At 66.6% G+C, this 21,289-nt stretch carries 21 protein-coding genes; 16 read left to right on the forward strand and 5 right to left on the reverse strand.

Going from position 1 to position 21,289, the window contains the following annotated elements; genetic code table 11:
• Positions 1 to 45 precede the first annotated feature (45 nt).
• Positions 46 to 1,050 carry a magnesium transporter CorA family protein gene (locus ASD37_RS14005; protein ID WP_056551712.1) on the reverse strand — a complete coding sequence of 335 codons (1,005 nt, stop codon included), beginning with the start codon at positions 1,048 to 1,050 and terminating at the stop codon, positions 46 to 48.
• A gap of 107 nt (positions 1,051 to 1,157) precedes the next feature.
• Between ASD37_RS14005 and ASD37_RS14010 the strand changes: the two genes are divergently transcribed.
• Complete coding sequence (locus ASD37_RS14010) at positions 1,158 to 1,463, forward strand: hypothetical protein (protein ID WP_156720873.1); 306 nt, start codon at positions 1,158 to 1,160, stop codon at positions 1,461 to 1,463.
• Positions 1,464 to 1,526: 63 nt separating this feature from the next.
• Here ASD37_RS14010 and ASD37_RS14015 read toward each other — a convergent pair whose 3' ends face one another.
• Entirely contained in the window at positions 1,527 to 2,306 is a 780-nt protein-coding gene (locus ASD37_RS14015; RefSeq protein ID WP_056551717.1) for a SigB/SigF/SigG family RNA polymerase sigma factor, read from the reverse strand.
• Positions 2,307 to 2,785: 479 nt separating this feature from the next.
• On the opposite strand from ASD37_RS14015, the gene ASD37_RS14020 reads away from it, so the two are divergent.
• The 3 genes from ASD37_RS14020 to ASD37_RS14030 are packed head-to-tail and all read left to right on the forward strand — an operon-like array spanning position 2,786 to position 5,467.
• Entirely contained in the window at positions 2,786 to 3,649 is an 864-nt protein-coding gene (locus tag ASD37_RS14020; protein ID WP_056551720.1) for an ABC transporter permease, read from the forward strand.
• Positions 3,646 to 4,674 (forward strand): ABC transporter substrate-binding protein, encoded by a 1,029-nt coding sequence (locus tag ASD37_RS14025; RefSeq protein WP_056551722.1) that lies wholly within the window; start codon positions 3,646 to 3,648, stop codon positions 4,672 to 4,674. The genes ASD37_RS14020 and ASD37_RS14025 overlap by 4 nt, the downstream gene beginning before the upstream one ends.
• Positions 4,658 to 5,467: an ABC transporter ATP-binding protein gene (locus ASD37_RS14030; RefSeq protein WP_056551724.1), complete on the forward strand. Its 810-nt coding sequence runs from the start codon at positions 4,658 to 4,660 to the stop codon at positions 5,465 to 5,467. The genes ASD37_RS14025 and ASD37_RS14030 overlap by 17 nt, the downstream gene beginning before the upstream one ends.
• 34 nt (positions 5,468 to 5,501) lie before the next feature.
• Here the strand turns inward: ASD37_RS14030 and ASD37_RS31480 are convergent, their stop codons facing one another.
• Positions 5,502 to 5,615 carry a hypothetical protein gene (locus ASD37_RS31480; RefSeq protein ID WP_200959890.1) on the reverse strand — a complete coding sequence of 38 codons (114 nt, stop codon included), beginning with the start codon at positions 5,613 to 5,615 and terminating at the stop codon, positions 5,502 to 5,504.
• Between the two features lie 142 nt (positions 5,616 to 5,757).
• Here ASD37_RS31480 and ASD37_RS14035 point away from each other — a divergent pair, with 142 nt between their 5' ends.
• Together ASD37_RS14035 and ASD37_RS14040 are read left to right on the forward strand one after the other, a co-directional pair.
• The gene (locus ASD37_RS14035; protein ID WP_056551726.1) at positions 5,758 to 6,411 is read left to right on the forward strand and encodes a TetR/AcrR family transcriptional regulator; all 654 of its coding nucleotides are present in this window, start codon (positions 5,758 to 5,760) and stop codon (positions 6,409 to 6,411) included.
• Positions 6,408 to 8,189 (forward strand): acyl-CoA dehydrogenase, encoded by a 1,782-nt coding sequence (locus ASD37_RS14040; protein ID WP_056551728.1) that lies wholly within the window; start codon positions 6,408 to 6,410, stop codon positions 8,187 to 8,189. The genes ASD37_RS14035 and ASD37_RS14040 overlap by 4 nt, the downstream gene beginning before the upstream one ends.
• Before the next feature lie 4 nt (positions 8,190 to 8,193).
• Here ASD37_RS14040 and ASD37_RS14045 read toward each other — a convergent pair whose 3' ends face one another.
• A complete protein-coding gene (locus tag ASD37_RS14045; protein ID WP_056551730.1) occupies positions 8,194 to 9,294 on the reverse strand; it encodes an alcohol dehydrogenase catalytic domain-containing protein in 1,101 nt (366 codons plus the stop codon).
• Positions 9,295 to 9,335: 41 nt separating this feature from the next.
• Here ASD37_RS14045 and ASD37_RS14050 point away from each other — a divergent pair, with 41 nt between their 5' ends.
• Positions 9,336 to 9,794 (forward strand): thioesterase family protein, encoded by a 459-nt coding sequence (locus tag ASD37_RS14050; RefSeq protein WP_056553292.1) that lies wholly within the window; start codon positions 9,336 to 9,338, stop codon positions 9,792 to 9,794.
• Positions 9,795 to 9,807: 13 nt separating this feature from the next.
• Positions 9,808 to 10,245 (forward strand): SRPBCC family protein, encoded by a 438-nt coding sequence (locus ASD37_RS14055; protein ID WP_056551732.1) that lies wholly within the window; start codon positions 9,808 to 9,810, stop codon positions 10,243 to 10,245.
• A gap of 3 nt (positions 10,246 to 10,248) precedes the next feature.
• Here ASD37_RS14055 and ASD37_RS14060 read toward each other — a convergent pair whose 3' ends face one another.
• A complete protein-coding gene (locus tag ASD37_RS14060; RefSeq protein WP_056551734.1) occupies positions 10,249 to 10,917 on the reverse strand; it encodes a GntR family transcriptional regulator in 669 nt (222 codons plus the stop codon).
• A gap of 163 nt (positions 10,918 to 11,080) precedes the next feature.
• Here ASD37_RS14060 and fadD5 point away from each other — a divergent pair, with 163 nt between their 5' ends.
• From fadD5 to ASD37_RS14100, 8 genes are all read left to right on the forward strand, one after another.
• Entirely contained in the window at positions 11,081 to 12,730 is a 1,650-nt protein-coding gene (fadD5, locus tag ASD37_RS14065; RefSeq protein WP_056551736.1) for a fatty-acid--CoA ligase FadD5, read from the forward strand.
• A 203-nt stretch (positions 12,731 to 12,933) separates the two neighbouring features.
• Positions 12,934 to 13,734 carry an ABC transporter permease gene (locus ASD37_RS14070; RefSeq protein ID WP_056551738.1) on the forward strand — a complete coding sequence of 267 codons (801 nt, stop codon included), beginning with the start codon at positions 12,934 to 12,936 and terminating at the stop codon, positions 13,732 to 13,734.
• Between the two features lies 1 nt (position 13,735).
• Positions 13,736 to 14,605: an ABC transporter permease gene (locus ASD37_RS14075; protein WP_056551739.1), complete on the forward strand. Its 870-nt coding sequence runs from the start codon at positions 13,736 to 13,738 to the stop codon at positions 14,603 to 14,605.
• 3 nt (positions 14,606 to 14,608) lie between these two features.
• A complete protein-coding gene (locus ASD37_RS14080) occupies positions 14,609 to 15,838 on the forward strand; it encodes an MCE family protein (protein ID WP_056551741.1) in 1,230 nt (409 codons plus the stop codon).
• Positions 15,835 to 16,866 carry an MCE family protein gene (locus ASD37_RS14085; RefSeq protein ID WP_056551743.1) on the forward strand — a complete coding sequence of 344 codons (1,032 nt, stop codon included), beginning with the start codon at positions 15,835 to 15,837 and terminating at the stop codon, positions 16,864 to 16,866. The genes ASD37_RS14080 and ASD37_RS14085 overlap by 4 nt, the downstream gene beginning before the upstream one ends.
• Complete coding sequence (locus tag ASD37_RS14090) at positions 16,863 to 18,464, forward strand: virulence factor Mce family protein (protein WP_056553294.1); 1,602 nt, start codon at positions 16,863 to 16,865, stop codon at positions 18,462 to 18,464. Before ASD37_RS14085 ends, ASD37_RS14090 begins: the two co-directional genes overlap by 4 nt.
• 9 nt (positions 18,465 to 18,473) lie before the next feature.
• Complete coding sequence (locus tag ASD37_RS14095) at positions 18,474 to 20,108, forward strand: virulence factor Mce family protein (protein WP_056551745.1); 1,635 nt, start codon at positions 18,474 to 18,476, stop codon at positions 20,106 to 20,108.
• On the forward strand, positions 20,108 to 21,289 hold the full coding sequence (locus ASD37_RS14100; RefSeq protein ID WP_056551747.1) for a virulence factor Mce family protein: 1,182 nt from the start codon (positions 20,108 to 20,110) through the stop codon (positions 21,287 to 21,289). The genes ASD37_RS14095 and ASD37_RS14100 overlap by 1 nt, the downstream gene beginning before the upstream one ends.

Raw genomic sequence — 21,289 nt, forward strand, 5'->3', positions numbered from 1 at the left:
GAGTCTCGCATTTGCTCAACCGGGATGTGCGCACACCTCTACGCGCTACAGCCAGTCGCGCCTGCGGAACATCACGTACAGCACGGCCACCAGCAGCACGATCACCGCGGAGCTGGCGACGAAGCCCCAGACGGTGTTGAGACCCGGGTACTCGACGTTTTGCCCGTAGAAGCCTGTGACCGCCGTCGGAACGGCGATGATCGCCGCCCAGCCGGTGAGCTTCTTCATGACGGTGTTCAGCCGCGCGTCTTGAAGCGACAGGTTCGTCTCGAACACCGTCGTGACCATGTCACGAAGCGACTCGGTCCACTCCGACGCCCGCAGCACGTGGTCGTAGAGGTCGTCGTAGAGCGGGTTGAGCTCGGGGGAGGTCTTCGCGTCCAGGCGTCGGCTCTTGATGGCGCTGACGACCTCGCGCATGGGCAGCACCACCCGACGCAGCTCGACCAGGTCCTTGCGATAGCGGAAGGTGCGCCGCTGCAACCCGCGCTTGGGCCCGTCCTCGTCGAACAACTCGTCTTCGAGAGACTCGATGCCGTCGTCGAGGCTCTGCACCGCGTCGAAGTGCCCGTCCACCACGACGTCGAGCAGGCCGTGCACGAGCGCCCCGACGCCGTACTGCTGGCCGCCGAGCTCGTCGAACCGCTGGGACACCTCGTCCATGGCGAAGCCAGGGTCGTCGCCCGCGAGCGGCGGCAGGCGCACCGTGATCAGCCCGCGGGGCAGCACGAACGCCGAGATGCGGTGCTTGACCAGCGTCGAGGTCGAGTCGTCCACGGCCGTCAGCATCTGGACCGCGTACACCGTGAAGAACGTGTGCGTGCGATAGACGGTGGCCTTGGTGCGCTCGTTCGGTGCCGTCGCGTCCTCGACCGCCCAGATGTTGAGCTTCAGCTCATCGGCCAAGGCCATGAGCGTGTCGTGGTCGGGGTCGTAGATGTCGGCCCAGACAAGGGTGTCCTCCGAGGTGAGGCAGTCCGAGATGGCCGAAAAGGTGAAGCCATCCGCCGGTTCGCCCCGCACCCACATCCGTCCGCGCACCTCGCTCATGGCGCCATCATCCCGCAGCAGGCTGGGTATCTCGGTTGGGCACCGATCCCGCATCGAGATCCACGCGCCTGGTGCAATCGCGGCGGCGTGGCTCCACGATGGCTGTCATGAGCGTGGTGGTCGAACGTGGACTCGCACGGTGTCCGCGATGTGTGGCGGTCGCCGACTACACCTTCGTCGAGTCCGGTCCCAATTCGTTGCGCTACGAGGTCAACTGCGGCAAGTGCGGTGAGGCCTACTGCGAGGTGCACACTCCGGTGGCGCCCGACTTCACGGCGGTGGGTGACGCGCTGGTGGTGATCCCGCAGCCCGTCCCGCCGACCGCCTTCGAGCTGCGCAGGCGGCAAGCGGTGGCGTGGTTCACCGCCGTCGTCGGCCGAATCATGGTGCGAGTCAACGGCATTCGGCACTAATCCGGCGGCGCACGGGCGAGGCCCCTCCCCGGATACCAGGAAGGGGCCTCATCGAAGCGGGATCTACAACTGGTTGCGCAGCTCCCGAAGGGTCTTCTCCAGAATTCTGGACACGTGCATCTGGGACACCCCGATGCGTTCGGCGATCTGACTCTGAGTCATGGACTCGAAGAAGCGCAGGTAGAGCACGGTGCGCTCCCGCTCGGGCAAGGCTGCCAGCAGCGGTCGGACGGTTTCCTGATCGGTGATGCGGTCGAATGCGAAGTCGACGTCGCCGACCGTGTCCGAGACCATCCGCGGTGCCGAATCTCCGCTCGAGACCGGCGCGTCGATGGAGTGCACGCGGTAAGCCTCAGCGGCCAACATGCTGTCGACGATGTCCTCGCGGGTCATGTCGAGCAGTTCGGCCAGCTGTCCGGCAGTGGGTGCCCGGCCCAGGGTTTGCGTCAATTCCATTGTCGCCCGGGTGATGTGCCCGTGTCGGTCCTTGAGACGACGCGGAACGTGCATCGACCAACCGTGATCGCGAAAGTGCCTGCGCACCTCGCCCATCATCGTCGGCACCGCGAAGGCCACGAAGTGCGAGCCCTTCGTCGGATCGAAGCGGTTGACGGCCTTGACCAGGCCCAACCTTGCGACCTGCGTGAGGTCTTCGATGTCCTCGCCGCGACCCCCGTAATGGCGCGCAATGCGGTCGGCCAAGGGGAGGCAACGGTTGAAGATGGCTTCGCGGCGACGGTCGACGTCGACTGCGCCGCCCAGGGTGTGGAACATCTCCATGACGTCGGCGTACTCGTCGACCTCGTAGGTGTTCGCGGCTGGGCGTTCAAGTTGTACGGTCATGCGAACATCACCTCGATGATGTCACCGGCAGTAATTTCCGTTGTGCAGCAATGGTTTCCCACTGTTGGACCCCCTAACAGGCGTCCGTGAGCGCAGCGCAGGCACTAAGAGGAAAACGTCTTCGTGCCGCGTCGAGCCCGATCCGTCGAGGACGGAACCGGCAATTTGCCGTAGCCACGCGGAAAGTGTTGAGTGCATCCTCTCGCAGGAGTCTCTACGAGTTAGGCGCTTCTCAGCAGTGTCGCGGGGCTTCGTGCCCGCTTTGCACTAAACGGGGGTGTCCTTACTGGACGCGTTCCACCCTACGCCCTTTGGCTACCAACGGGTAGGCCGGTGACTAAAACTCTCCACGAGCGCAGCTGTGTACCTGCTGGGTGCGAACAGGTAGAAACAGCGGATGACTGCGACACCTTCTGTTGATTCCTGCTGTCGCTGAACGCCTTCCGGTCAGCCCAGCCTCGCAGAAAGTCGTAGGAATCGTGTCTGTCTTCGTAGACGTCACCCCCGACGAGTCGCACGTCGACTCGCCACCGGCGCGCACGCCGGCCAACAAATGGCGCGGCAGGCTGACCAGGGCCGCTCTGCCCCTGCTGTCGGTCGTCGTCTTCGGCATCGGCTGGCAGCTCGTCGCGGCCGCCGGACTCTGGAACCAGACCTTCGTGCCCTACCCGAGCACCGTCTGGAAGGCATTCGTCGACGTCTCGACCACCCACGACGGCACCCGCGGCTACGCCGGCTACCTGCTGTGGGAGCACCTGTACATGACGTTGCGGCGGGTTTTCGTCGGCGTCGTGATCGGTGTCGGACTCGGCGTCGCACTCGGCCTGGTCATGGGATCCGTCGGTTGGGTGCGCAGCGTCCTCGAGCCGTGGCTGACCTTCCTGCGGGCGCTGCCCCCGCTGGCCTACTTCTTCCTGCTGGTCATCTGGCTCGGCATCGACGAGGCGCCGAAGATCACGCTGCTCGCGCTGGCCGCACTTCCGCCGGCCGCCGTGGCGACCACCGCCGCAGTGGTCGCCGCACCCGTCGGTCTCACCGAGGCGGCCCGGGCACTCGGCGCCAGCCGCCTTCAGGTGATCCGCGACGTCGTGGTGCCATCGGCACTCCCGGAGACCTTCACCGGCATCCGGCTGGCGGTCGGCATGGCCTACTCCTCGGTGGTCGCCGCCGAGCTGTTCAACGGCATCCCCGGCATCGGCGGCCTGGTCAAGGACGCAAGCAACTACAACAACACCCCCGTGGTTCTGGTTGGCATCTTCGCCATCGGATTCTCGGGCCTGATCATCGACGGTCTACTTCGCGCGATCGAACGGCGAGCCGTCCCTTGGAGAGGAAAAATATGAAGCTGAGGGCACTACTCGCCGCGGCAGTCGTCACGACACTGGCTTTGGCCGGTTGCTCGGTGGACAACTCGGGTCAAGACGCGAGCAAGCCGACGATTCGCATTGGATACCAGACGTTTCCGAGCGGCGACCTAATCGTCAAGAACAACAAGTGGCTTGAAACGGCGCTGCCCGACTTCAACATCAAGTGGATCAAGTTCGACTCCGGCGCCGACATCAACACGGCGTTCATCGCCAAGGAGCTCGACTTCGGCGCGCTCGGCTCCAGCCCGGTGGCCCGCGGCCTGTCTGCGCCACTGAACATCCCGTACAAGGTCGCCTTCGTGCTCGACGTGGCAGGCGACAACGAGGCGCTGGTGGCCCGCAACGGCAGCGGCGTCAACACTTTTCCCGACCTGAAGGGCAAGCGCATCGGTACGCCGTTCGCGTCCACCGCGCACTACAGCCTGCTGGCCGCGCTGGCGCAGAACAACCTGTCCACCAACGACGTTCGACTGGTCGACCTCCAGCCGCAGGCCATTCTCGCGGCGTGGGAGCGCGGTGACATCGACGCGGCCTACACCTGGCTGCCCACCCTGGACGACCTGCGCAAGAGCGGCAAGGACCTGATCACCAGCCGTCAGCTGGCCAAGGACGGCAAGCCCACGCTGGATCTTGGTGCCGTCGCCGACGACTTCGCCACGGCGCACCCCGAGGTCGTCGACAAGTGGCGGCAGCAGGAGGCGCGTGCCCTCTCGACCATCAAGGACGATCCCGCCGCCGCGGCCAAGGCCATCGCATCGGAGATCGGCCTGACGCCGGAAGCCGTTGAGGGACAGCTGAAGCAGGGCATCTACCTGACGCCGGAAGAGCTGACCTCCGCCGAGTGGCTCGGCACCGAGGCCGCGCCTGGCAAGATCGCCGACAACCTGGAGAGCGCGTCGGAGTTCCTCGCCGAGCAGAAGCAGATCCCCGCGGCCGCTCCGCTGAAGACGTTCCAGGACGCGATCTACACCAAGGGACTGCCCAATGCCCTCAAGCAGTAAGCAGCCCTCAATCAGTAAGCAGCCCTCGAGCAGTGACGTCCGCGGCGGTCTGCGCATCGAGAGCCTCGCGCATCGCTATGGGGACGTCACCGCCCTCGGCCCCGTCGACCTCGACGTCGAGCCCGGCGCGTTCCTGGTGTTGGTCGGGGCGTCGGGTTGCGGCAAGAGCACGCTGCTGCGGCTGATCGCCGGCTTCGAGGAGCCGACCGCCGGGAGCGTCCGCGTGTCGGGCGACGTACCGAGTCCCGGGGTGACGGCAGGCGTCGTCTTCCAACAGCCGCGGCTCTTTCCGTGGCGGACGGTCGGGGGCAACGTCGACCTGGCGCTCAAGTACGCGAAGGTACCCAAGGAGCGACGGGCCGAGCGTCGCGACGAACTGCTCCTGCGAGTGGGACTCGACGGCACCGCGGACCGCAAGATCTGGGAGATCAGCGGTGGCCAGCAACAGCGCGTGGCAATCGCGAGGGCGTTGGCGGCGGAGACGCCGCTCTTCCTGCTGGACGAACCCTTCGCGGCGCTCGACGCGCTGACCAGGGAACGGCTTCAGGAGGACGTCCGTCAGGTGAGCGCGGAGACGGGTCGGACGACGGTCTTCGTCACCCATAGTGCGGACGAGGCGGCGTTCCTGGGATCCCGGATCGTCGTGCTGACCAGAAGACCAGGTCAGATCGCGCTCGACCTTCCCGTTGACCTGCCGCGCACGGGCGTCGACCCCGACGAGTTGAGGCGCTCGCCGGAGTACACGCGGTTACGCGCCGAAGTCGGCCGCGCCGTGAAGGCCGCAGCGGCGTAGCCGCTAATTGGATCCAGCGGCCTAACTAGCGGGCTTAGACCGGGGGGTACGCCGGGGGCGGGTACACGCCGCGCAGGCCCCACGGGATGAAGCTGAAGAAGTACTCGGCTTCGTCGCTGATGTCGTAGTCAGGATTCGGATCCATCATTACCTCCATAGCGGGCCGACTTTGAGCAAAGTCTAGCCCGTAAAGAGCCGCGCCGAACAGTGGATACGGGTGATTCTCTAGACTGGCCAACCAGTTGATTGGTACCCCGGGTGGAGCCCCGGCCTACGTAGAGTGAGTCGCCATGTCCACCACCGAATCCTCGCCCAACGGCCTCACCCGTCGAGAGGAACTGCTTGCCGTCGCCACCAAGCTGTTCGCGGCGCGGGGTTACCACGGCACCCGGATGGACGACGTCGCCGACGCGGTGGGTCTCAACAAGGCCACGGTGTACCACTATTACGCCAGCAAGTCGCTGATCCTGTTCGACATTTGCAAGAGCGCCGCCGACTTCACCGTCGGCGCCCTGCACGACGATCCGTCGGCATCGGCGCGCGAGATGATCTACCACTTCACCCGTCGCTTGATGGTTGGCATCGCCAGCGACATCGAGCGGGGCGCCGTGTACTTCCAAGAGGCGCCGTACATCACCGAGTGGTTCACCGAGGAACAGGTGGCCTACATCCGCAAGGCCGAGTCGTCGGTCTACGAACACGTCCGCGACGTCATCGACCGCGGCATCGCCAGCGGCGAGTTCTACGAGTGCGACTCCCACGTGTTGGCGCTCGGCTACATCGGCATGACGCTCGGGTCCTACCGCTGGCTGCGGCCGCAGGGGCGCCGCACCGCGCAGGAGATCGCCGTCGAGTTCAGCACCGCCCTGCTGCGCGGCCTGATCCGTGACGACGCCGTCCGCTCCGAGGCGCCCCTCGGCATCGACGTTTCGGAGGCGCCGTGAAGTCCACCCTGCTGTCGCGGCGCGATCTCGACTTCCTGCTCTACGAGTGGCTGCGCGTCGACGAACTGACCAAGCGCCACCGCTTCGCCGAGCATTCCCGCGACACGTTCGACGGCGTCCTGGACCTCAGCGAGGAGTTGGCCGAGAAGTACTTCGCCCCGCACAACAAGAAGAGCGACGCGAACGAACCGACGTTCGACGGTCAGCACGTCACCGTCGTCAGCGAGGTCAAGGACGCCATCGCCGCCTTCGCCCAGGCCGATCTGGTCGGGGCCAGCATGGACGAATCCCTCGGTGGCGCACAGCTTCCGGTCTGCGTGGCGCAAGCGGGGTTTGCCTACGTCTCGGCCGCCAACGTCAGCACGGCGGCCTACCTGATGCTGACGATCGCGAATGCGAACCTGATCTCCAAGTTCGGCGACGCCCAGCAGGTCGACGCGTTCGTCAAGCCGATGCTCGCCGGACGCTTCACGGGCACGATGGCGCTGTCCGAGACGCAGGCCGGCTCGTCGCTGGCCGACATCGTGACGCGCGCGGAGCCGCAGGCCGACGGCACCTACCGGCTCTTCGGCTCCAAGATGTGGATCTCGGGCGCCGAGCACGAGATGACCGACAACATCGTGAACCTCGTCCTGGCGAAGATTCCCGGCGGACCCGCGGGCACCAAGGGAATCTCGCTGTTCATCGTGCCGAAGTACCTCGCCGGGCCTGAGGGGGAGCGCAACGACGTCACCCTCGCCGGGCTGAATCACAAGATGGGCCAACGCGGTATCACCAACACGGTGCTGAACTTCGGTGAGGGCGTGTACACCCCCGGCGGAGAACCCGGCGCGGTCGGCTATCTCGTCGGCGAGCCGCACCGCGGTCTGATGTACATGTTCCACATGATGAACGAGGCCCGCCTCGCCGTGGGGATGGGCGCGGTGTCGCTGGGCTACACGGGCTATCTGAAGTCCGTCGAGTACGCCAGGGAGCGGCCGCAGGGCAGGCTCGTCAAGGACCCCTCGTCGCCGCAGGTGCCGATCGTCGAGCATGCGGACGTCAAGCGAATGTTGTTGGCGCAGAAGGCGTATGTCGAAGGTGGGTTGGCGCTTGGGCTGTATTGCACCAAGCTGGTCGACCTGCAACGCACCGCGGAGTCCGCCGAGGAGGGTCAGCAGGTGACGGACCTGCTCGACATCCTGGTTCCGGTTGCGAAGAGCTGGCCGTCGCAGTGGTGTCTGGAAGCCAACAGCCTGGCCATTCAGGTGCACGGTGGCTACGGTTACACCCGCGAGTACGACGTCGAGCAGCACTACCGGGACAACCGGCTGAACCCGATCCACGAGGGCACCCACGGCATCCAGAGCTTGGACCTTTTGGGCCGCAAGGTGACCCAGCGCGGGGGAGCCAGCCTTGCCGAACTCGGCAAGGCCGTGACGGCGACCGTCGAGCAAGCCGCCGCCGCAGGCGGGGAGGCCGCTGAGCTCGCCGCAGCGCTGACGGCGTCGTGGCAGCGAGTCGTCGAGGTGACGGCCGCGATGTACGCCGTCGACGATGTCGAGGCGACACTGGCCAACAGTGCGATCTACCTGGAGGCGTTCGGGCACGTCGTGATGGCGTGGATCTGGCTCGAGCAGTTCGTCGTCGCACAAAGCGCAGACGGAGACTTCTATGACGGCAAGCGTCAGGCGGCGAGATACTTCTTCCGTTACGAGCTACCGCGGACCGCGCCGCAGCTCGATCTGCTGGAAGGCCTGGACCGCACGACGCTCGAGATGCGCGACGGCTGGTTCTAGACGGTCAGCCGAACTCGACGATCTGGCGCACCGCAAGCCCGTCGGCCAATTCGTCCATCCCCTCGTTGATTCGGTCGAGTTCAATGGTGGACGACACCAGCGACTCGACGGGAAGTCGGCCGTCGCGCCACAGCGCGACGAAACGGGGGATGTCCCGCGCCGGCACCGCCGAGCCAAGATAGCTGCCGATCAGGGATCGGCCCTCGGCGACGAAACCCAGTGGGGCAACGCTGATCCTGGCGTCCGGGTGGGGGAGTCCGACCGTCACGGTGCGCCCACCTGGGCCCGTCAGGGCGATCGCCGTCTCCAGCGCGGCCGGATGCCCCGCCGCCTCGATCACGATGCGCGCCTTGAGATCCCGTGCCTCATCCGGCGTGACGGCGGTGTGCGCGCCGAGGGCCTTGGCCCGCGCCAGCTTCTCCGGCAGCTGGTCGACGGCGATCACCTCGACGTCGTCATGCGCGAGGGCGGTCAGCAGCGCCGCCATGCCGACCCCGCCCATGCCGACGATCGCGACCGTGTCGCCCGGTCGCGGCTGGCCCGCGTTGAGAACCGCACCGCCGCCCGTGAGCACCGCGCAGCCCAACAGGGACGCCACCACTGGTGGGACGTCGTGGTCCACCGGCACGACGGACCGGCGGTCGACGACGGCGTGGGTCGCGAAGGCGGAGACGCCGAGGTGGTGCAGCACCGGTCCCTCGTCGGCGGACAGCCGCGTGCCTCCGGCCAGCAGCACCCCCGCCCCGTTAGCGGCGCTGCCCGGGATGCACGGCGCGAGCCCGTCGGTGTCGCAGGCGGCGCACTCGCCGCACCGCGGCAGGAACGTCATCACGACGCGCTGTCCGACCACGAGGTCGCCGACGCCCGCGCCCACCTGCTCGACGACGCCCGCCGCCTCGTGGCCAAGCAGCATCGGCACCGGACGCACGCGGGAGCCGTTGACCACGGACAAATCGGAGTGGCACAGCCCGGCGGCTTCGATGCGGACCAGCAGCTCGGTGTCACCGGGCGGGGCGAGTTCGAGGTCGGTAATGGTCAACGGCTTGGACTCGGCGTAGCGCTGAGGCGCTCCGATGCGGTCGAGGACGGCTCCACGGATCTTCACACCGACCAGCTTGCCCCCACTGAGACACTCGTGGGGTGGGCATCGACGAGCGAGACGAGCGAGACCTGACCTCACGCGACTTTCCCGTGCACTGGCCGGTGCTGACCAGGTGGACCGACAACGACATGTTCGGCCACCTCAACAACGCGGTCTACTACGCGTTGTTCGACACCGCGATCAACGCGTGGCTGGGCACGACCACCGACCACGACCCGCTGACGGCGCCGGCGCTGGGCGTCGTCGCCGAATCGGGGTGCCGCTACTTCACCGAACTCCAGTTCCCCGACCCCCTGGTGGTCGGGCTGGCGGTCACCCGGCTCGGTACCAGCAGCGTCACCTACCGGCTCGCCGTGTTCGCCCCGCCCGAAACCGCCGATGACGCGAAATCAGTTGCTGCCGTAGGGCATTGGGTGCACGTGTACGTCGACCGGGCCAGCCGTCGGCCCGTCCCGATCCCCGATGCGCTGCGCACCCAGCTGGAAACCGCTGTCACCACCTGAATATGCTCGCCCGATGCCACTCGTGAGCAAGACCCTCGAGGTCGAGGCCTCCGCAGAAGCGATCCTCGCGATCGTCGCAGACTTCGAGTCCTACCCCCAGTGGAACGAAGAGGTGAAGGGCGTCTGGGTGCTGGCCCGTTACGACGACGGCCGGCCCAGCCAACTGCGGCTCGACGCCTCCGTCAACGGCTTCGACATCTCCTACATCCAGGCCGTGTACTACCCGGGCGACAGTCAGATCCAGACCGTAATGCAGCAGGGTGACCTCTTCTCCAAGCAGGAGCAGCTGTTCTCCGTCGTCGCGATGGGCCCGACCACGCTGCTGACCGTCGACCTCGACGTCGAGACGACGATGCCCGTGCCAAAGCCAATGGTGAAGAAGATGGTCAACGACGCGCTCGACCACCTGGCCGACAACCTCAAGAAGCGCGCCGAGTCTCTTTCCGCCTAGCGGTTAGGTCCAGAGCCCCAACTCGTCGAGTCGCGCGGTCAGTCGCCGCGCGCCGTCGGTGAACTGCGCGTCCGTCAGCTGAACCACCACGTCGACGTCACGACGGCGCAGGGCCGCGATCAGCGCGCGCCGGTTCGCGACCGCATGGTGGCCCCACTGCGGATCGTTGGCGTAGATGTGAGGCGGCAGGTACTTGGCGACGTGCAGCATGAACCAGGCCAGCTTGATTCGCCCCGACGCCCGGTTGAACGTCCGGTGGAAGGCGAACTCCGCGTCGACCACCTCCGCGGTGTCCTGCCTGCCGATGGCGTCGGCCACGACGTCGGCGAGCCGTTCGAGCTCGTCGATCTCCTCGTCGGTGATGCGCTCGGCGGCCGACCTGGCGAGCTGACCGGCGATCACGGCCTGCAACCAAAAGATGTCCTCGATGTCGTCCCGGGTGAACGGCGAGACCACGTGCCCGCGATGCGGTTCGAGCTGCACCATGCCCTCGCCGCGCAACGTTCGCAGGGCTTCGCGGACGGGGGTGATGCTCACCCCGAGCTCGGCGGCCGTCTCGTCGAGTCGGATGAAGGCGCCAGGTCGTAGCGCGCCGGACATGATGCGGACCCGCAGGTGGCCCGCGACCTCGTCGGAGAGCTGTTCGCGACGAGGCCTGACCGGCGCGCTCACGGTACTCGTGCCTTCATCGGTTCCCCCACCGTCGGTGCCCGTCGTCCGGGCTTGTCCACGAGCCACCTAGGCCATAGTGTGACCGGGGCAACACCATGTTTGATCAAATATCAACGCCGCGCAACCTGCGCACGCACTTCAGGGAGCCCCGACGTTGACCGACATGCCAGCGCCCGATCGGCTGCTCGTCCAGCAGCCCTACCTGGCCCGTCGGCAGAACTGGACCACCCAGCTCGCACGTCACGCCCTGATGCAACCGGACGCGACGGCAATCCGGTTCCACGGGCAGACCACGACGTGGGCCGACCTGGATCGACGCGTCACCGCCCTGGCCGGTGCGCTGAGCCGGCGCGGCGTCACCTTCGGTGACCGCGTCCTGATCCTGATGCTCAACCGGGCCGAGTTCGTCGAGTCGGTGCTGGCGATCAATCGCCTTGGCGCCATCGCCGTGCCCGTGAACTTCCGCATGACGCCGCCGGAGATCGCGTTCCTGGTCGGCGACTGCGAGGCGCGCGTCGTCGTCACCGAGCCGGTCCTGGCGTCGGTCGCCACCGCGGTCCGCGACCTCGACCCGACGCTGGCCGACGTCGTCGTCGCCGGCGGGGCGACCGAGGACGGCGTGCTCGGGTACGACGACCTGCTGGCCGAAGAGGATGCCGCCCCCGAACCGGTCGACATCCCCGACGACTCACCCGCCCTGATCATGTACACCTCCGGCACCACCGGGCGTCCCAAGGGAGCGGTGCTCACCCACGTCAACCTCTCCGGTCAGGCGATGACGCACCTGTTCACCAGCGGTGCGGACCTGAACAACGACGTCGGCTTCATCGGCGTGCCGCTGTTCCACATCGCGGGCATCGGAAACACCATCACCGGGTTACTGCTCGGACGGCCGACGGTGATCTACCCCGTCGGCGCCTTCGACCCCGGTGCGCTGCTCGACGTCCTCGAGGCCGAGCTCGTCACCGGCATCTTCCTGGTGCCCGCGCAGTGGCAGGCGGTGTGCGCCGCCCAGCGGGCCCGACCCCGGAAGGTCGTCCTCCGCACCTTGTCCTGGGGCGCCGCCCCGGCGTCGGACACCCTGCTGCGCGACATGGCAGAGACCTTCCCCGGCACCCAGATCCTCGCCGCCTTCGGCCAAACCGAGATGTCGCCGGTGACCTGCATGCTGCTCGGCGAGGACGCCATCAGGAAGTTGGGCTCGGTCGGCAAGGTCATCCCGACGGTCTCGGCGCGCGTCGTCGACGAGGACATGAACGACGTTCCGGTCGGCCAGGTGGGCGAGATCGTCTACCGGGCTCCGACGCTGATGGCCGGCTACTGGAACAACCCCAAGGCCACCGCGGAGGCCTTCGCCGGCGGATGGTTCCACTCCGGTGATCTGGTTCGCCAGGACGACGAGGGTTACGTGTGGGTCGTCGACCGCAAGAAGGACATGATCATCTCCGGCGGCGAGAACATCTACTGCGCCGAGGTGGAGAACGCTCTGGCCGCACACCCGTCGATCGGTGAGGCTGCGGTGATCGGACGTCCGCATGCGAAGTGGGGCGAGGTCCCCGTGGCCGTCCTGGCGGTTAGTTCGGCCGCGCCCACCGCAAGACTCACGCTCGAAGGCATCCAGGAATTCCTCGGCGAAAGGCTCGCGCGGTACAAGCATCCGCGGGCCATCGAGGTCGTCGACGCGCTGCCCCGCAACCCTGCCGGTAAGGTCCTCAAGACGGAACTGAGGGCACGCTTCGGCAAGGACGACCTGATTGACGCTGGCGAAAGTTCTTCTGTCTCAACGGTTTCAGCCGACGCGACGGAAGGCTGACCTGTGACGACGAGTTTGCCAGCCGGGCCGACGGCAATCCGGCCGATGCGGTGCACCCCGCCGAATTCATCGGGTACTCTCCTGTGGTCCGCCTTACTACCCACGAGTAGGGAGACTGTGATCACAGACACGAAGCTTGGGCAAGGAGGGGGCGTGCGACACCTTCTGCCGTTGCGCCACGACAACCGTGGCCAGGCCCTTCGATGACCGCGCAGAACCCGGGTTTCGTCGACTACGTCCGTGACCAGGTCCGCCCACTGCTGGTGTCGGTCGGTGGCTTCGTCAAGATGTGCGTGCTAACCGGCAAGGCGCTCTTCCGCAGCCCCTTCCAGTGGCGCGAGTTCATCCTCCAGGGCTGGTTCCTGATGAGGGTGGCATTCCTGCCCACCATCGCGGTCGCCATCCCGCTGACGGTGCTCATCATCTTCACCCTCAACATCCTTCTCGCCGAGTTCGGCGCCGCCGACATCTCCGGTGCCGGGGCCGCGCTCGGAGCGGTTACCCAGCTGGGTCCGCTGGTAACCGTGCTCGTCGTCGCCGGCGCCGGTTCCACCGCGATCTGCGCGGACATCGGTGCCCGCACCATCCGCGAGGAGATCGACGCCCTCGAGGTGCTCGGCATCGACCCGATCCACCGCCTCGTCGTGCCCCGCGTGATCGCGGCGACGTTCGTGGCCTTCCTCCTCAACGGCGCCGTGATCACCATCGGCCTGGTCGGCGGATTCGTCTTCGGCGTCTACATCCAAAACATCTCGGCAGGCGCCTACGTCTCGACGCTGACCCTGGTGACCGGACTGCCCGAGGTCGTCATTTCGGTCGTCAAGGCCCTGGCGTTCGGGCTGATCGCCGGGTTGGTCGGCTGCTACCGCGGTCTGACGGTTTCCGGTGGCGCCAAGGGCGTCGGCACCGCGGTCAACGAGACGCTGGTGCTCTGCATCATCGCGCTCTTCGCGGTCAACGTCATCATGACCACCATCGGCGTTCGATTCGGAACGGGGCGCTGACATGTCTACCTCTGCAGTTCTACGGTCGCGCTTCCCGCGCGCCATCGCGGGCGGCGAACGACTGGCCAAGTCGCCGGGGCGGTTCCTCGACAGCGTCGGCCACATCGCGTGGTTCGTCGTCACCGCGGTCGGCTCGATCGGCCACGCCTTCCGGTTCTACCGCAAGGAAATGCTGCGCCTGGTCGCCGAGATCGGCATGGGCACCGGCGCCATGGCCGTCATCGGTGGCACGGTCGCCATCGTCGGCTTCGTCACGCTCTCCGGTGGCTCACTGATCGCCATCCAGGGCTTCGCCTCGCTTGGCAACATCGGCGTCGAGGCCTTCACCGGCTTCTTCGCCGCCCTGGTCAACGTCCGCATCGCCGCCCCGGTCGTGGCAGGTCAGGCGCTGGCCGCCACGGTCGGCGCAGGCGCGACCGCCGAACTGGGTGCGATGCGCATCAGCGAGGAAATCGACGCACTCGAGGTCATGGGCATCAAGTCGATCTCGTACCTGGTGTCGACGCGCATCATGGCCGGCTTCGTCGTCATCATCCCGCTGTACGCGATGGCGATCATCATGTCGTTCCTGTCGGCGCAGATCACCACGACGCTGTTCTACGGCCAGTCGACCGGCACCTACGAGCACTACTTCCGCACGTTCCTGCGGCCCGACGACGTCGCCTGGTCCTTCGTCCAGGCGATCATCATCTCCGTCATCGTGATGCTCAACCACTGCTACTACGGCTTCTACGCCAGCGGCGGCCCGGTCGGCGTCGGCGAAGCCGTCGGCCGCTCGATGCGCGCCTCGCTGATCGCGATCGTCCTCGTCGTCCTGTTCGCATCGTTGGCGCTGTACGGCACCGACGCCAACTTCAACCTGACGGTGTAGCCGATGACCGCACCAGGCCAGACGAAGTCCCCGGTCAACCAGCCGCGGACGCCCCCGTACAAGATTGCCGGCGTGGTCCTGCTGATCATCGTCGCCATCGTGGTCGGGCTTGTCTGGAAGCAGTTCCGCGGCGGCTGGAGTGAACCCGAGAAGCTGACCCTGATCTCGTCGCGGTCCGGGCTGTCGATGGACCCCGGGTCGAAGGTCACCTTCAACGGGGTGGAGATCGGCCGCGTGTCTGGCGTCTCCGCGATCAACCAGAACGGCGAGCCGATGGCCGAGGTCAACCTCGACGTCGACAAGCAGTTCACCAAGCTGATCCCGTCGAACGTGGACGCCCAGATCAAGGCGACCACCGTTTTCGGCAACAAGTACATAGCCTTCTCGTCGCCTGCCAAGCCGTCGTCGGAACCCTTGGTCCCGACGAAGCCGATCCAGGTCTCCGGCGTCACCACCGAGTTCAACACGCTGTTCGAGACGGTCGTCCAGGTCACCCAGAAGGTCGACCCCATCAAGCTCAACCAGACTCTGACGGCGGCCGCCCAGGCCCTCGACGGATTGGGCGAGCGGTTCGGCCAATCGATCGAGAACGGCAACACGATCCTCGCCGACGTCAACCCGCTGCTGCCGCGGCTGCGGCAGGACAACCAGCGCCTCGCCGACCTGGCCGACATCTACGCCGACGCATCCCCCGACCTCTTCGACGGTTTGAAGAATGCGGTCACGACGGCGAAGACGCTCAACGAACTGCAGGGCACCGTCGACCAGACCCTGATGGCAGCGGTCGGGTTCGGCAACACCGGCGGCGAGGTGTTCGAGAAGGCAGGCCCCTACCTGGTGCGCAGCTCGGCCGACCTGGTGCCCACCAGCGCCCTGCTCGACGAGTACAGCCCCATGCTGTTCTGCACGATCCGCAACTACCACGACGTCGAGCCGAAGATCGCCTCCTCGCTCGGCGGCAACGGCTACTCGCTGAACACCCACTCCCAGATCCTGTTCCCGGGCAACCCGTACGTGTACCCGGACAACCTGCCGCGAGTGAACGCCCACGGCGGCCCGGAGGGCAGGCCCGGTTGCTGGCAGCCCGTCACCCGCGACCTGTGGCCCATGCCGTACCTGGTGATGGACACCGGCGCCAGCATCGCTCCCTACAACCACATCGGACTCGGTCAGCCCATCGCCATTGAGTACGTCTGGGGACGCCAAATCGGGGAGAACACGATCAACCCATGAGAATCACCGGTACAGCGATCAAGCTCGGCGCACTCTCCCTGGTGCTGCTGCTGTTCACCGCGCTCATCATCGTGGTGTTCGGCCAACTGCGGTTCGACCGGACCACGGGCTACACCGCCATCTTCAAGAACGCGAGCGGCCTGCGCTCCGGCCAGTTCGTCCGTGCCTCGGGCGTCGAGGTCGGCAAGGTCTCCGAGGTCCAGTTGATCAACGGCGGCAACGAAGTCGAGGTCCACTTCGACGTCGACCGGTCCCTACAGCTGTTCCAGGGCACGACCGCCTCGATCCGATACCTGAACCTCATCGGTGACCGCTACCTCGAGCTGAAGCGGGGCGACGACAACACCAAGCTCCCCGCCGGCGGAACCATCCCGGACTCCAGGACCGAGCCCGCACTCGACCTCGACGCGCTCATCGGTGGGTTCCGGCCGCTGTTCCGGGCGCTCGACCCCGACAAGGTGAACAACATCGCCCAGTCGATCATCACGATCTTCCAGGGCCAGGGCGGCACCATCAACGACATCCTCGACCAGACCGCGTCCCTGACGTCGGCCCTTGCCGACCGCGACCAGGCGATCGGCGAGGTGGTCAAGAACCTCAACACCGTGCTCGCCACCACGGTCAAGCACCAGCAGCAGTTCGACGAGACGGTCAAGAACTTCGAGACCCTTGTCACCGGGCTGAAGAACCGTGCCGACCCGATCGCCGCGTCGGTCGCCGACATCAGCGACGCGGCCGGCTCGGTCGCCGATCTGCTCGGCGACAACCGGCCGCTGCTGCAGAAGACGGTGACGAACCTCGAAATCCTTCAGCAGCCGCTGGTCGACCAGAAGGAACAGTTGAACGACACGCTGATCAAGATTCCGGCCGCCCTGAAGATCATCGGCCGCGCGGGTGGCATCTACGGCGACTTCTTCAACTTCTACGCCTGCGACGTCACCCTCAAGTTGAACGGTCTTCAGCCGGGTGGCCCGGTCCGTACGGTCAAGGTCTGGTCTCAGCCATCGGGTAGGTGCACGCCGCAATGAGGTCAATCGAAGGCAACAACCGGATCCGCAACGGGATAGTCGGCATCATCATCCTGGTGCTCGTCGTCGGCGTCGGGCAGAGCTTCGCCAGCGTCCCGATGATCTTCGCGCAGCCGAACTACTACGCGCAGTTCACCGACACCGGCGGCCTGAACGCCGGTGACAAGGTGCGCATCGCCGGAGTCGACGTCGGCCAGGTGCAGTCCTTGAAGATCGAGGGCGACAAGGTGCTCATCGGATTCACCTTGGACGGCACGAAGGTCGGCACCGACTCCCGCGCCAACATCCGCACCGACACCATCCTCGGCCGCAAGAACCTCGAGCTCCAGCCCAAGGGTTCGACGACGCTCGGCGCCAACGGCGTTCTGCCACTTGGTCAGACCACCACGCCGTACCAGATCTACGACGCGTTCTTCGACGTCACCAAGGCGGCGTCGGGCTGGGACACCGAGTCGGTCAAGAAGTCGCTGAACGTGCTGTCGGAGACAATCGACCAGACCTACCCGCACCTCAGCGCGGCATTGGACGGCGTGTCCCGATTCTCGGACACGATCGGCAAGCGCGACGAGGACATCAAGACACTGCTTGCCAACGCCAACAAGATCGCCGGCGTTCTCGGCAGCCGCAGCGGCCAGATCAACGACCTGTTGGTGAACGCCAAGACCCTGCTCGCCGCCATCAACGAGCGGTCCTACGCGGTCAGCATGTTGCTCGAGCGGGTCAGTGAATTCTCCACGCAGGTCAAGGGTTTCATCGACGACAACCCCAACCTGAACAAGGTACTCACCCAGCTGCAAACCATCAGCGACGTGCTGGTGGCCAGGAAGTTCGACCTCGCGGACACGCTGACCTCGCTGAGCAAGTTCACCGCGTCGCTGGCCGAGGCCATCGCGTCGGGACCGTTCTTCAAGGTGATGCTCGTCAACCTGCTCCCGTACTGGATCCTTCAGCCGTGGGTCGACGCCGCCTTCAAGAAGCGCGGCATCGCCCCCGAGGAGTTCTGGGGCAACGCGGGTCTGCCGTCGTTCCGGTACCCGGATCCGAACGGGCAGCGTCAGGCCAACGGGGCCCCACCGCCTGCGCCGACCCCGCTGGAAGGTACGCCCGAGCACCCCGGTCCCGCCGTCATCGCCGGCTCGCCCTGCTCGTACGCACCGGCCCCCGGCAACTACCCGACGCCGGGCAACCCGCTGCCATGCGCGTCGGCCGAGAACGGACCGTTTGGTCCGAATCCCTACGGCGCCAACAACTATGGGCCGCCCGACGTGCTCGGCGCTCCGCCGAACCCGAACGCTCCCCCGCCGGCACCAGGCGTCCCGAGCGCGGCGTTCCCCGGTGAGTTCTCCCCGCCGGTGCAGGGCACCCCCGCGCCCGAGTTCGCGCCGGGTCCGCCGGGAGCGCGGACCGTTCCGGTCACCCCGGGACAACCGTCGGATCCGTACATCGCACCCGGATCCCTGCAGGGTGACGGCACCTCGCCGCCCCCGCCCGCACTGGTCGGACCGATCCCGCCGCCGGGACCGGGTCCACAGGTGGGCAGCGGAGGCGAACCGCTGCCTGGCAACCCACCGTTCCTTCCGCCCGGATCACAAGGTTAGGGGGCTGAGATGTCGACGATCTTCAACGTCCGAAACATGAAACTGCCCGCGCTGACCAAGGCGAGCCTGATCGTGGGCACCGTGCTGCTCATCGGGGTCATCGTCGCCGCGTTCCTGGGCTACAACCTGTACAAGAAGCTGACCTACAACACCGTCGTCGCCGAGTTCCCGCAGACGCTGGCGCTGTACCCCGGTGACAAGGTCCAGATCATGGGCGTCCGGGTCGGCACGATCGAGAAGATCGAGCCCGCGGGCGACAAGATGCGGGTCACCTTCAACTACGAGTCCAAGTACAAGGTCCCGGCGAACGCCACCGCGTCCATCCTGAACCCGAGCCTGGTGGCGTCGCGCACGATTCAGCTGGCGCCGCCCTACACCGGTGGCCCGGTGATGGAGAGCGGCGCGCTGATTCCGCAGGACCGCACCCAGGTGCCGGTCGAGTACGACGAACTCCGCGACTCGATCAACCGCATCCTGACCGACCTTGGGCCGACGAAGGAACAGCCCAAGGGTCCGTTCGGTGACGTCGTCGAGTCGTTCTCCGACGGTCTCGCAGGCAAGGGCGAGCAGATCAACACCACGCTCAACAACCTGTCCGAGGCGCTGACCACGTTGAATCAGGGCCGCGGCGACTTCTTCGGTGTCATCAAGAGCCTGGCGCTGTTCGTCAACGCGCTCTACAAGAGCGACCAGCAGTTCGTCGAGCTGAACGACAACCTGGCGCAGTTCACGAACTCCTTCACCAACACCGATCGCGAAGTGGCGACGGCGGTGCAGGACCTCAACCAACTGCTGAGCACCACCCGCGGCTTCCTCGACCAGAACGCCACCGTGCTGACCAAGGACGTCAACAACCTCGCCGACGTCACCAACGCGATCCTGCAGCCGGAGCCGCGCAAGGGCCTTGAGACGGGTCTGCACGTGTACCCCAACCTGGCGGCCAACATCGTCAACATCGCGTCGCCCAACGCCGGCGGCATCGTCGGCCTGCCGACCATCAACAACTACGCAAACCCGATGCAGTTCCTCTGCAGCGCAATTCAGGCGGGCAGCCGGCTGGGTTACCAGGATTCCGCGGAACTGTGCGCGCAGTACCTGGCACCGATCCTGGATGCGACGAAGTTCAACTACCCGCCGTTCGGGCTAAACCAGATCAACGCGGCGATGACGCTGCCCAAGCAGATCGCCTACTCGGAGACGCGCTTGCAGCCGCCGCCGGGATACAAGGACACCACCGTGCCCGGCGTCTTCTCACGGGACACGCTGTTCTCGCACGGCAACCACGAGCCGGGTTGGACCGTCGCACCGGGCATGCAGGGCGTCGAGGTGCAGCCGTTCACACAGAACATGCTGACTCCCGAGTCGCTCGGCGAGCTCATGGGCGGACCGGACATCGTCGCACCGCCCGCGCCGCCGGCATTCGGCGTCAACAACGGCCGTCTGCCCGGGCCGCCGAACGCCTACGGCGAGAACAGCCCGCTGCCCCCGCCGTGGTACCCGCAGCCAGGTCCGCCGCCGGCACCGGCGCCGGGCGTCCTCCCCGGCGATCCGATTGGCCCGATCACCCCGGCGGGCGGAGCGGTGCCAGCCGCCGCACCCGCGCCGGCTGGACCACCGCTGCCCGCTGAAGCAGGAGCTGGTTGATGAGCCGCTTGCGCGAAGAAAAGACAAGGCCGTTGCGCATCTCGCCGAGAACCGTCGTCAAGCGCGGCGGAGCCCTGCTCGCCGCGGGTCTGATCCTGACGTCGTGCGGGTGGAAGGGCATCGCGAACGTGCCCGTGCCGGGAGGCGCGGGTACCGGCTCGAACGCGATGACCATCTACGTGCAGATGCCAGACACGTTGGCGCTCAACGTCAACAGCCGGGTGCGCGTCGCCGACGTCTTCGTCGGCAGCGTGCGGGCCATCGAGCTGAAGAACTGGGTCGCGACCCTGACGCTGGACGTGGAGCCGGGGCTCAAGCTGCCCGCCGACACCACCGCGGCGATCGGTCAGACGTCACTGCTCGGGTCGCAGCACGTCGAGCTCGACGCGCCGACGACGAAGTCGGACGGCCCGTTGCTGAAGAACGGCGACACTATTCCGCTGTCCAGGGCGAGCGCGTTCCCCACCACGGAGCGGACGCTGGCCAGCATCGGCACCATCCTCACCGGCGGCGGCATCCCGAACCTCGAGGTCATCCAGACCGAGGTCGCCAACATCCTGACCGGTCGCGGTGACCAGATCCGCGAGTTCCTGGGACGTCTGGACACCTTCACCGCCGAGCTGAACAACCAGCGCGAAGACATCACCCGCGCGATCGACTCGACGAACCGGTTGCTCGCCATCGTGGCGCAGCGCAACGACACCCTCGACCGCGTCCTCACCGAGTTCCCGCCGCTGATCAAGCACTTCGCCGACACCAGGGACCTGTTCGCCGACGCGGTGACGGCCCTCGGTCGGGTCAGCAAGGCCACCGACGACGCGCTGTCGCAGGCCAACCCGGACATCACGACCAACCTGAAGAATCTTCAGCGGCCGCTCGTCCAGTTGGGCAAGGCGTCCCCGTACCTCCTCGGTGCGCTGAAGGTCATCGGAACGGCGCCGTTCAGCATCGAGAACGTGCCGAAGGCCATTCGCGGTGACTACATCAACGTGTCGCTCAACGTGGACCTCACGCTGTCGGCAATCGACAACGGTGTGCTTTCCGGCACCGGTGTGTCGGGCATGCTGCGGGCTCTGGAACAGTCGTGGGGCCGCGATCCGGCGACGATGATCCCGGACGTGCGCTTCACCCCGAACCCGCACGATGCGCCGGGCGGACCGCTGGTCGAGAGAGGTGAGTGA

This window comes from Mycobacterium sp. Root135 (assembly GCF_001426545.1).
GTDB lineage: Bacteria > Actinomycetota > Actinomycetes > Mycobacteriales > Mycobacteriaceae > Mycobacterium.

Excerpts from the sequence above, each read along its gene's own strand:
- ASD37_RS14055 (WP_056551732.1), top strand. The coding sequence starts at position 9,808 with ATGCCACTCGTGAGCAAGACCCTCGAGGTCGAGGCCTCCGCAGAAGCG.
- ASD37_RS14100 (WP_056551747.1), top strand. The coding sequence starts at position 20,108 with ATGAGCCGCTTGCGCGAAGAAAAGACAAGGCCGTTGCGCATCTCGCCG.
- fadD5 (WP_056551736.1), top strand. The coding sequence starts at position 11,081 with ATGCCAGCGCCCGATCGGCTGCTCGTCCAGCAGCCCTACCTGGCCCGT.
- ASD37_RS14080 (WP_056551741.1), top strand. The coding sequence starts at position 14,609 with ATGACCGCACCAGGCCAGACGAAGTCCCCGGTCAACCAGCCGCGGACG.
- ASD37_RS14085 (WP_056551743.1), top strand. The coding sequence starts at position 15,835 with ATGAGAATCACCGGTACAGCGATCAAGCTCGGCGCACTCTCCCTGGTG.
- ASD37_RS14025 (WP_056551722.1), top strand. The coding sequence starts at position 3,646 with ATGAAGCTGAGGGCACTACTCGCCGCGGCAGTCGTCACGACACTGGCT.
- ASD37_RS14010 (WP_156720873.1), top strand. The coding sequence starts at position 1,158 with ATGAGCGTGGTGGTCGAACGTGGACTCGCACGGTGTCCGCGATGTGTG.
- ASD37_RS14095 (WP_056551745.1), top strand. The coding sequence starts at position 18,474 with ATGTCGACGATCTTCAACGTCCGAAACATGAAACTGCCCGCGCTGACC.
- ASD37_RS14030 (WP_056551724.1), top strand. The coding sequence starts at position 4,658 with ATGCCCTCAAGCAGTAAGCAGCCCTCAATCAGTAAGCAGCCCTCGAGC.
- ASD37_RS14035 (WP_056551726.1), top strand. The coding sequence starts at position 5,758 with ATGTCCACCACCGAATCCTCGCCCAACGGCCTCACCCGTCGAGAGGAA.
- ASD37_RS14015 (WP_056551717.1), bottom strand. The coding sequence starts at position 2,306 with ATGACCGTACAACTTGAACGCCCAGCCGCGAACACCTACGAGGTCGAC.
- ASD37_RS14075 (WP_056551739.1), top strand. The coding sequence starts at position 13,736 with ATGTCTACCTCTGCAGTTCTACGGTCGCGCTTCCCGCGCGCCATCGCG.
- ASD37_RS14070 (WP_056551738.1), top strand. The coding sequence starts at position 12,934 with ATGACCGCGCAGAACCCGGGTTTCGTCGACTACGTCCGTGACCAGGTC.
- ASD37_RS31480 (WP_200959890.1), bottom strand. The coding sequence starts at position 5,615 with ATGATGGATCCGAATCCTGACTACGACATCAGCGACGAAGCCGAGTAC.
- ASD37_RS14090 (WP_056553294.1), top strand. The coding sequence starts at position 16,863 with ATGAGGTCAATCGAAGGCAACAACCGGATCCGCAACGGGATAGTCGGC.
- ASD37_RS14005 (WP_056551712.1), bottom strand. The coding sequence starts at position 1,050 with ATGAGCGAGGTGCGCGGACGGATGTGGGTGCGGGGCGAACCGGCGGAT.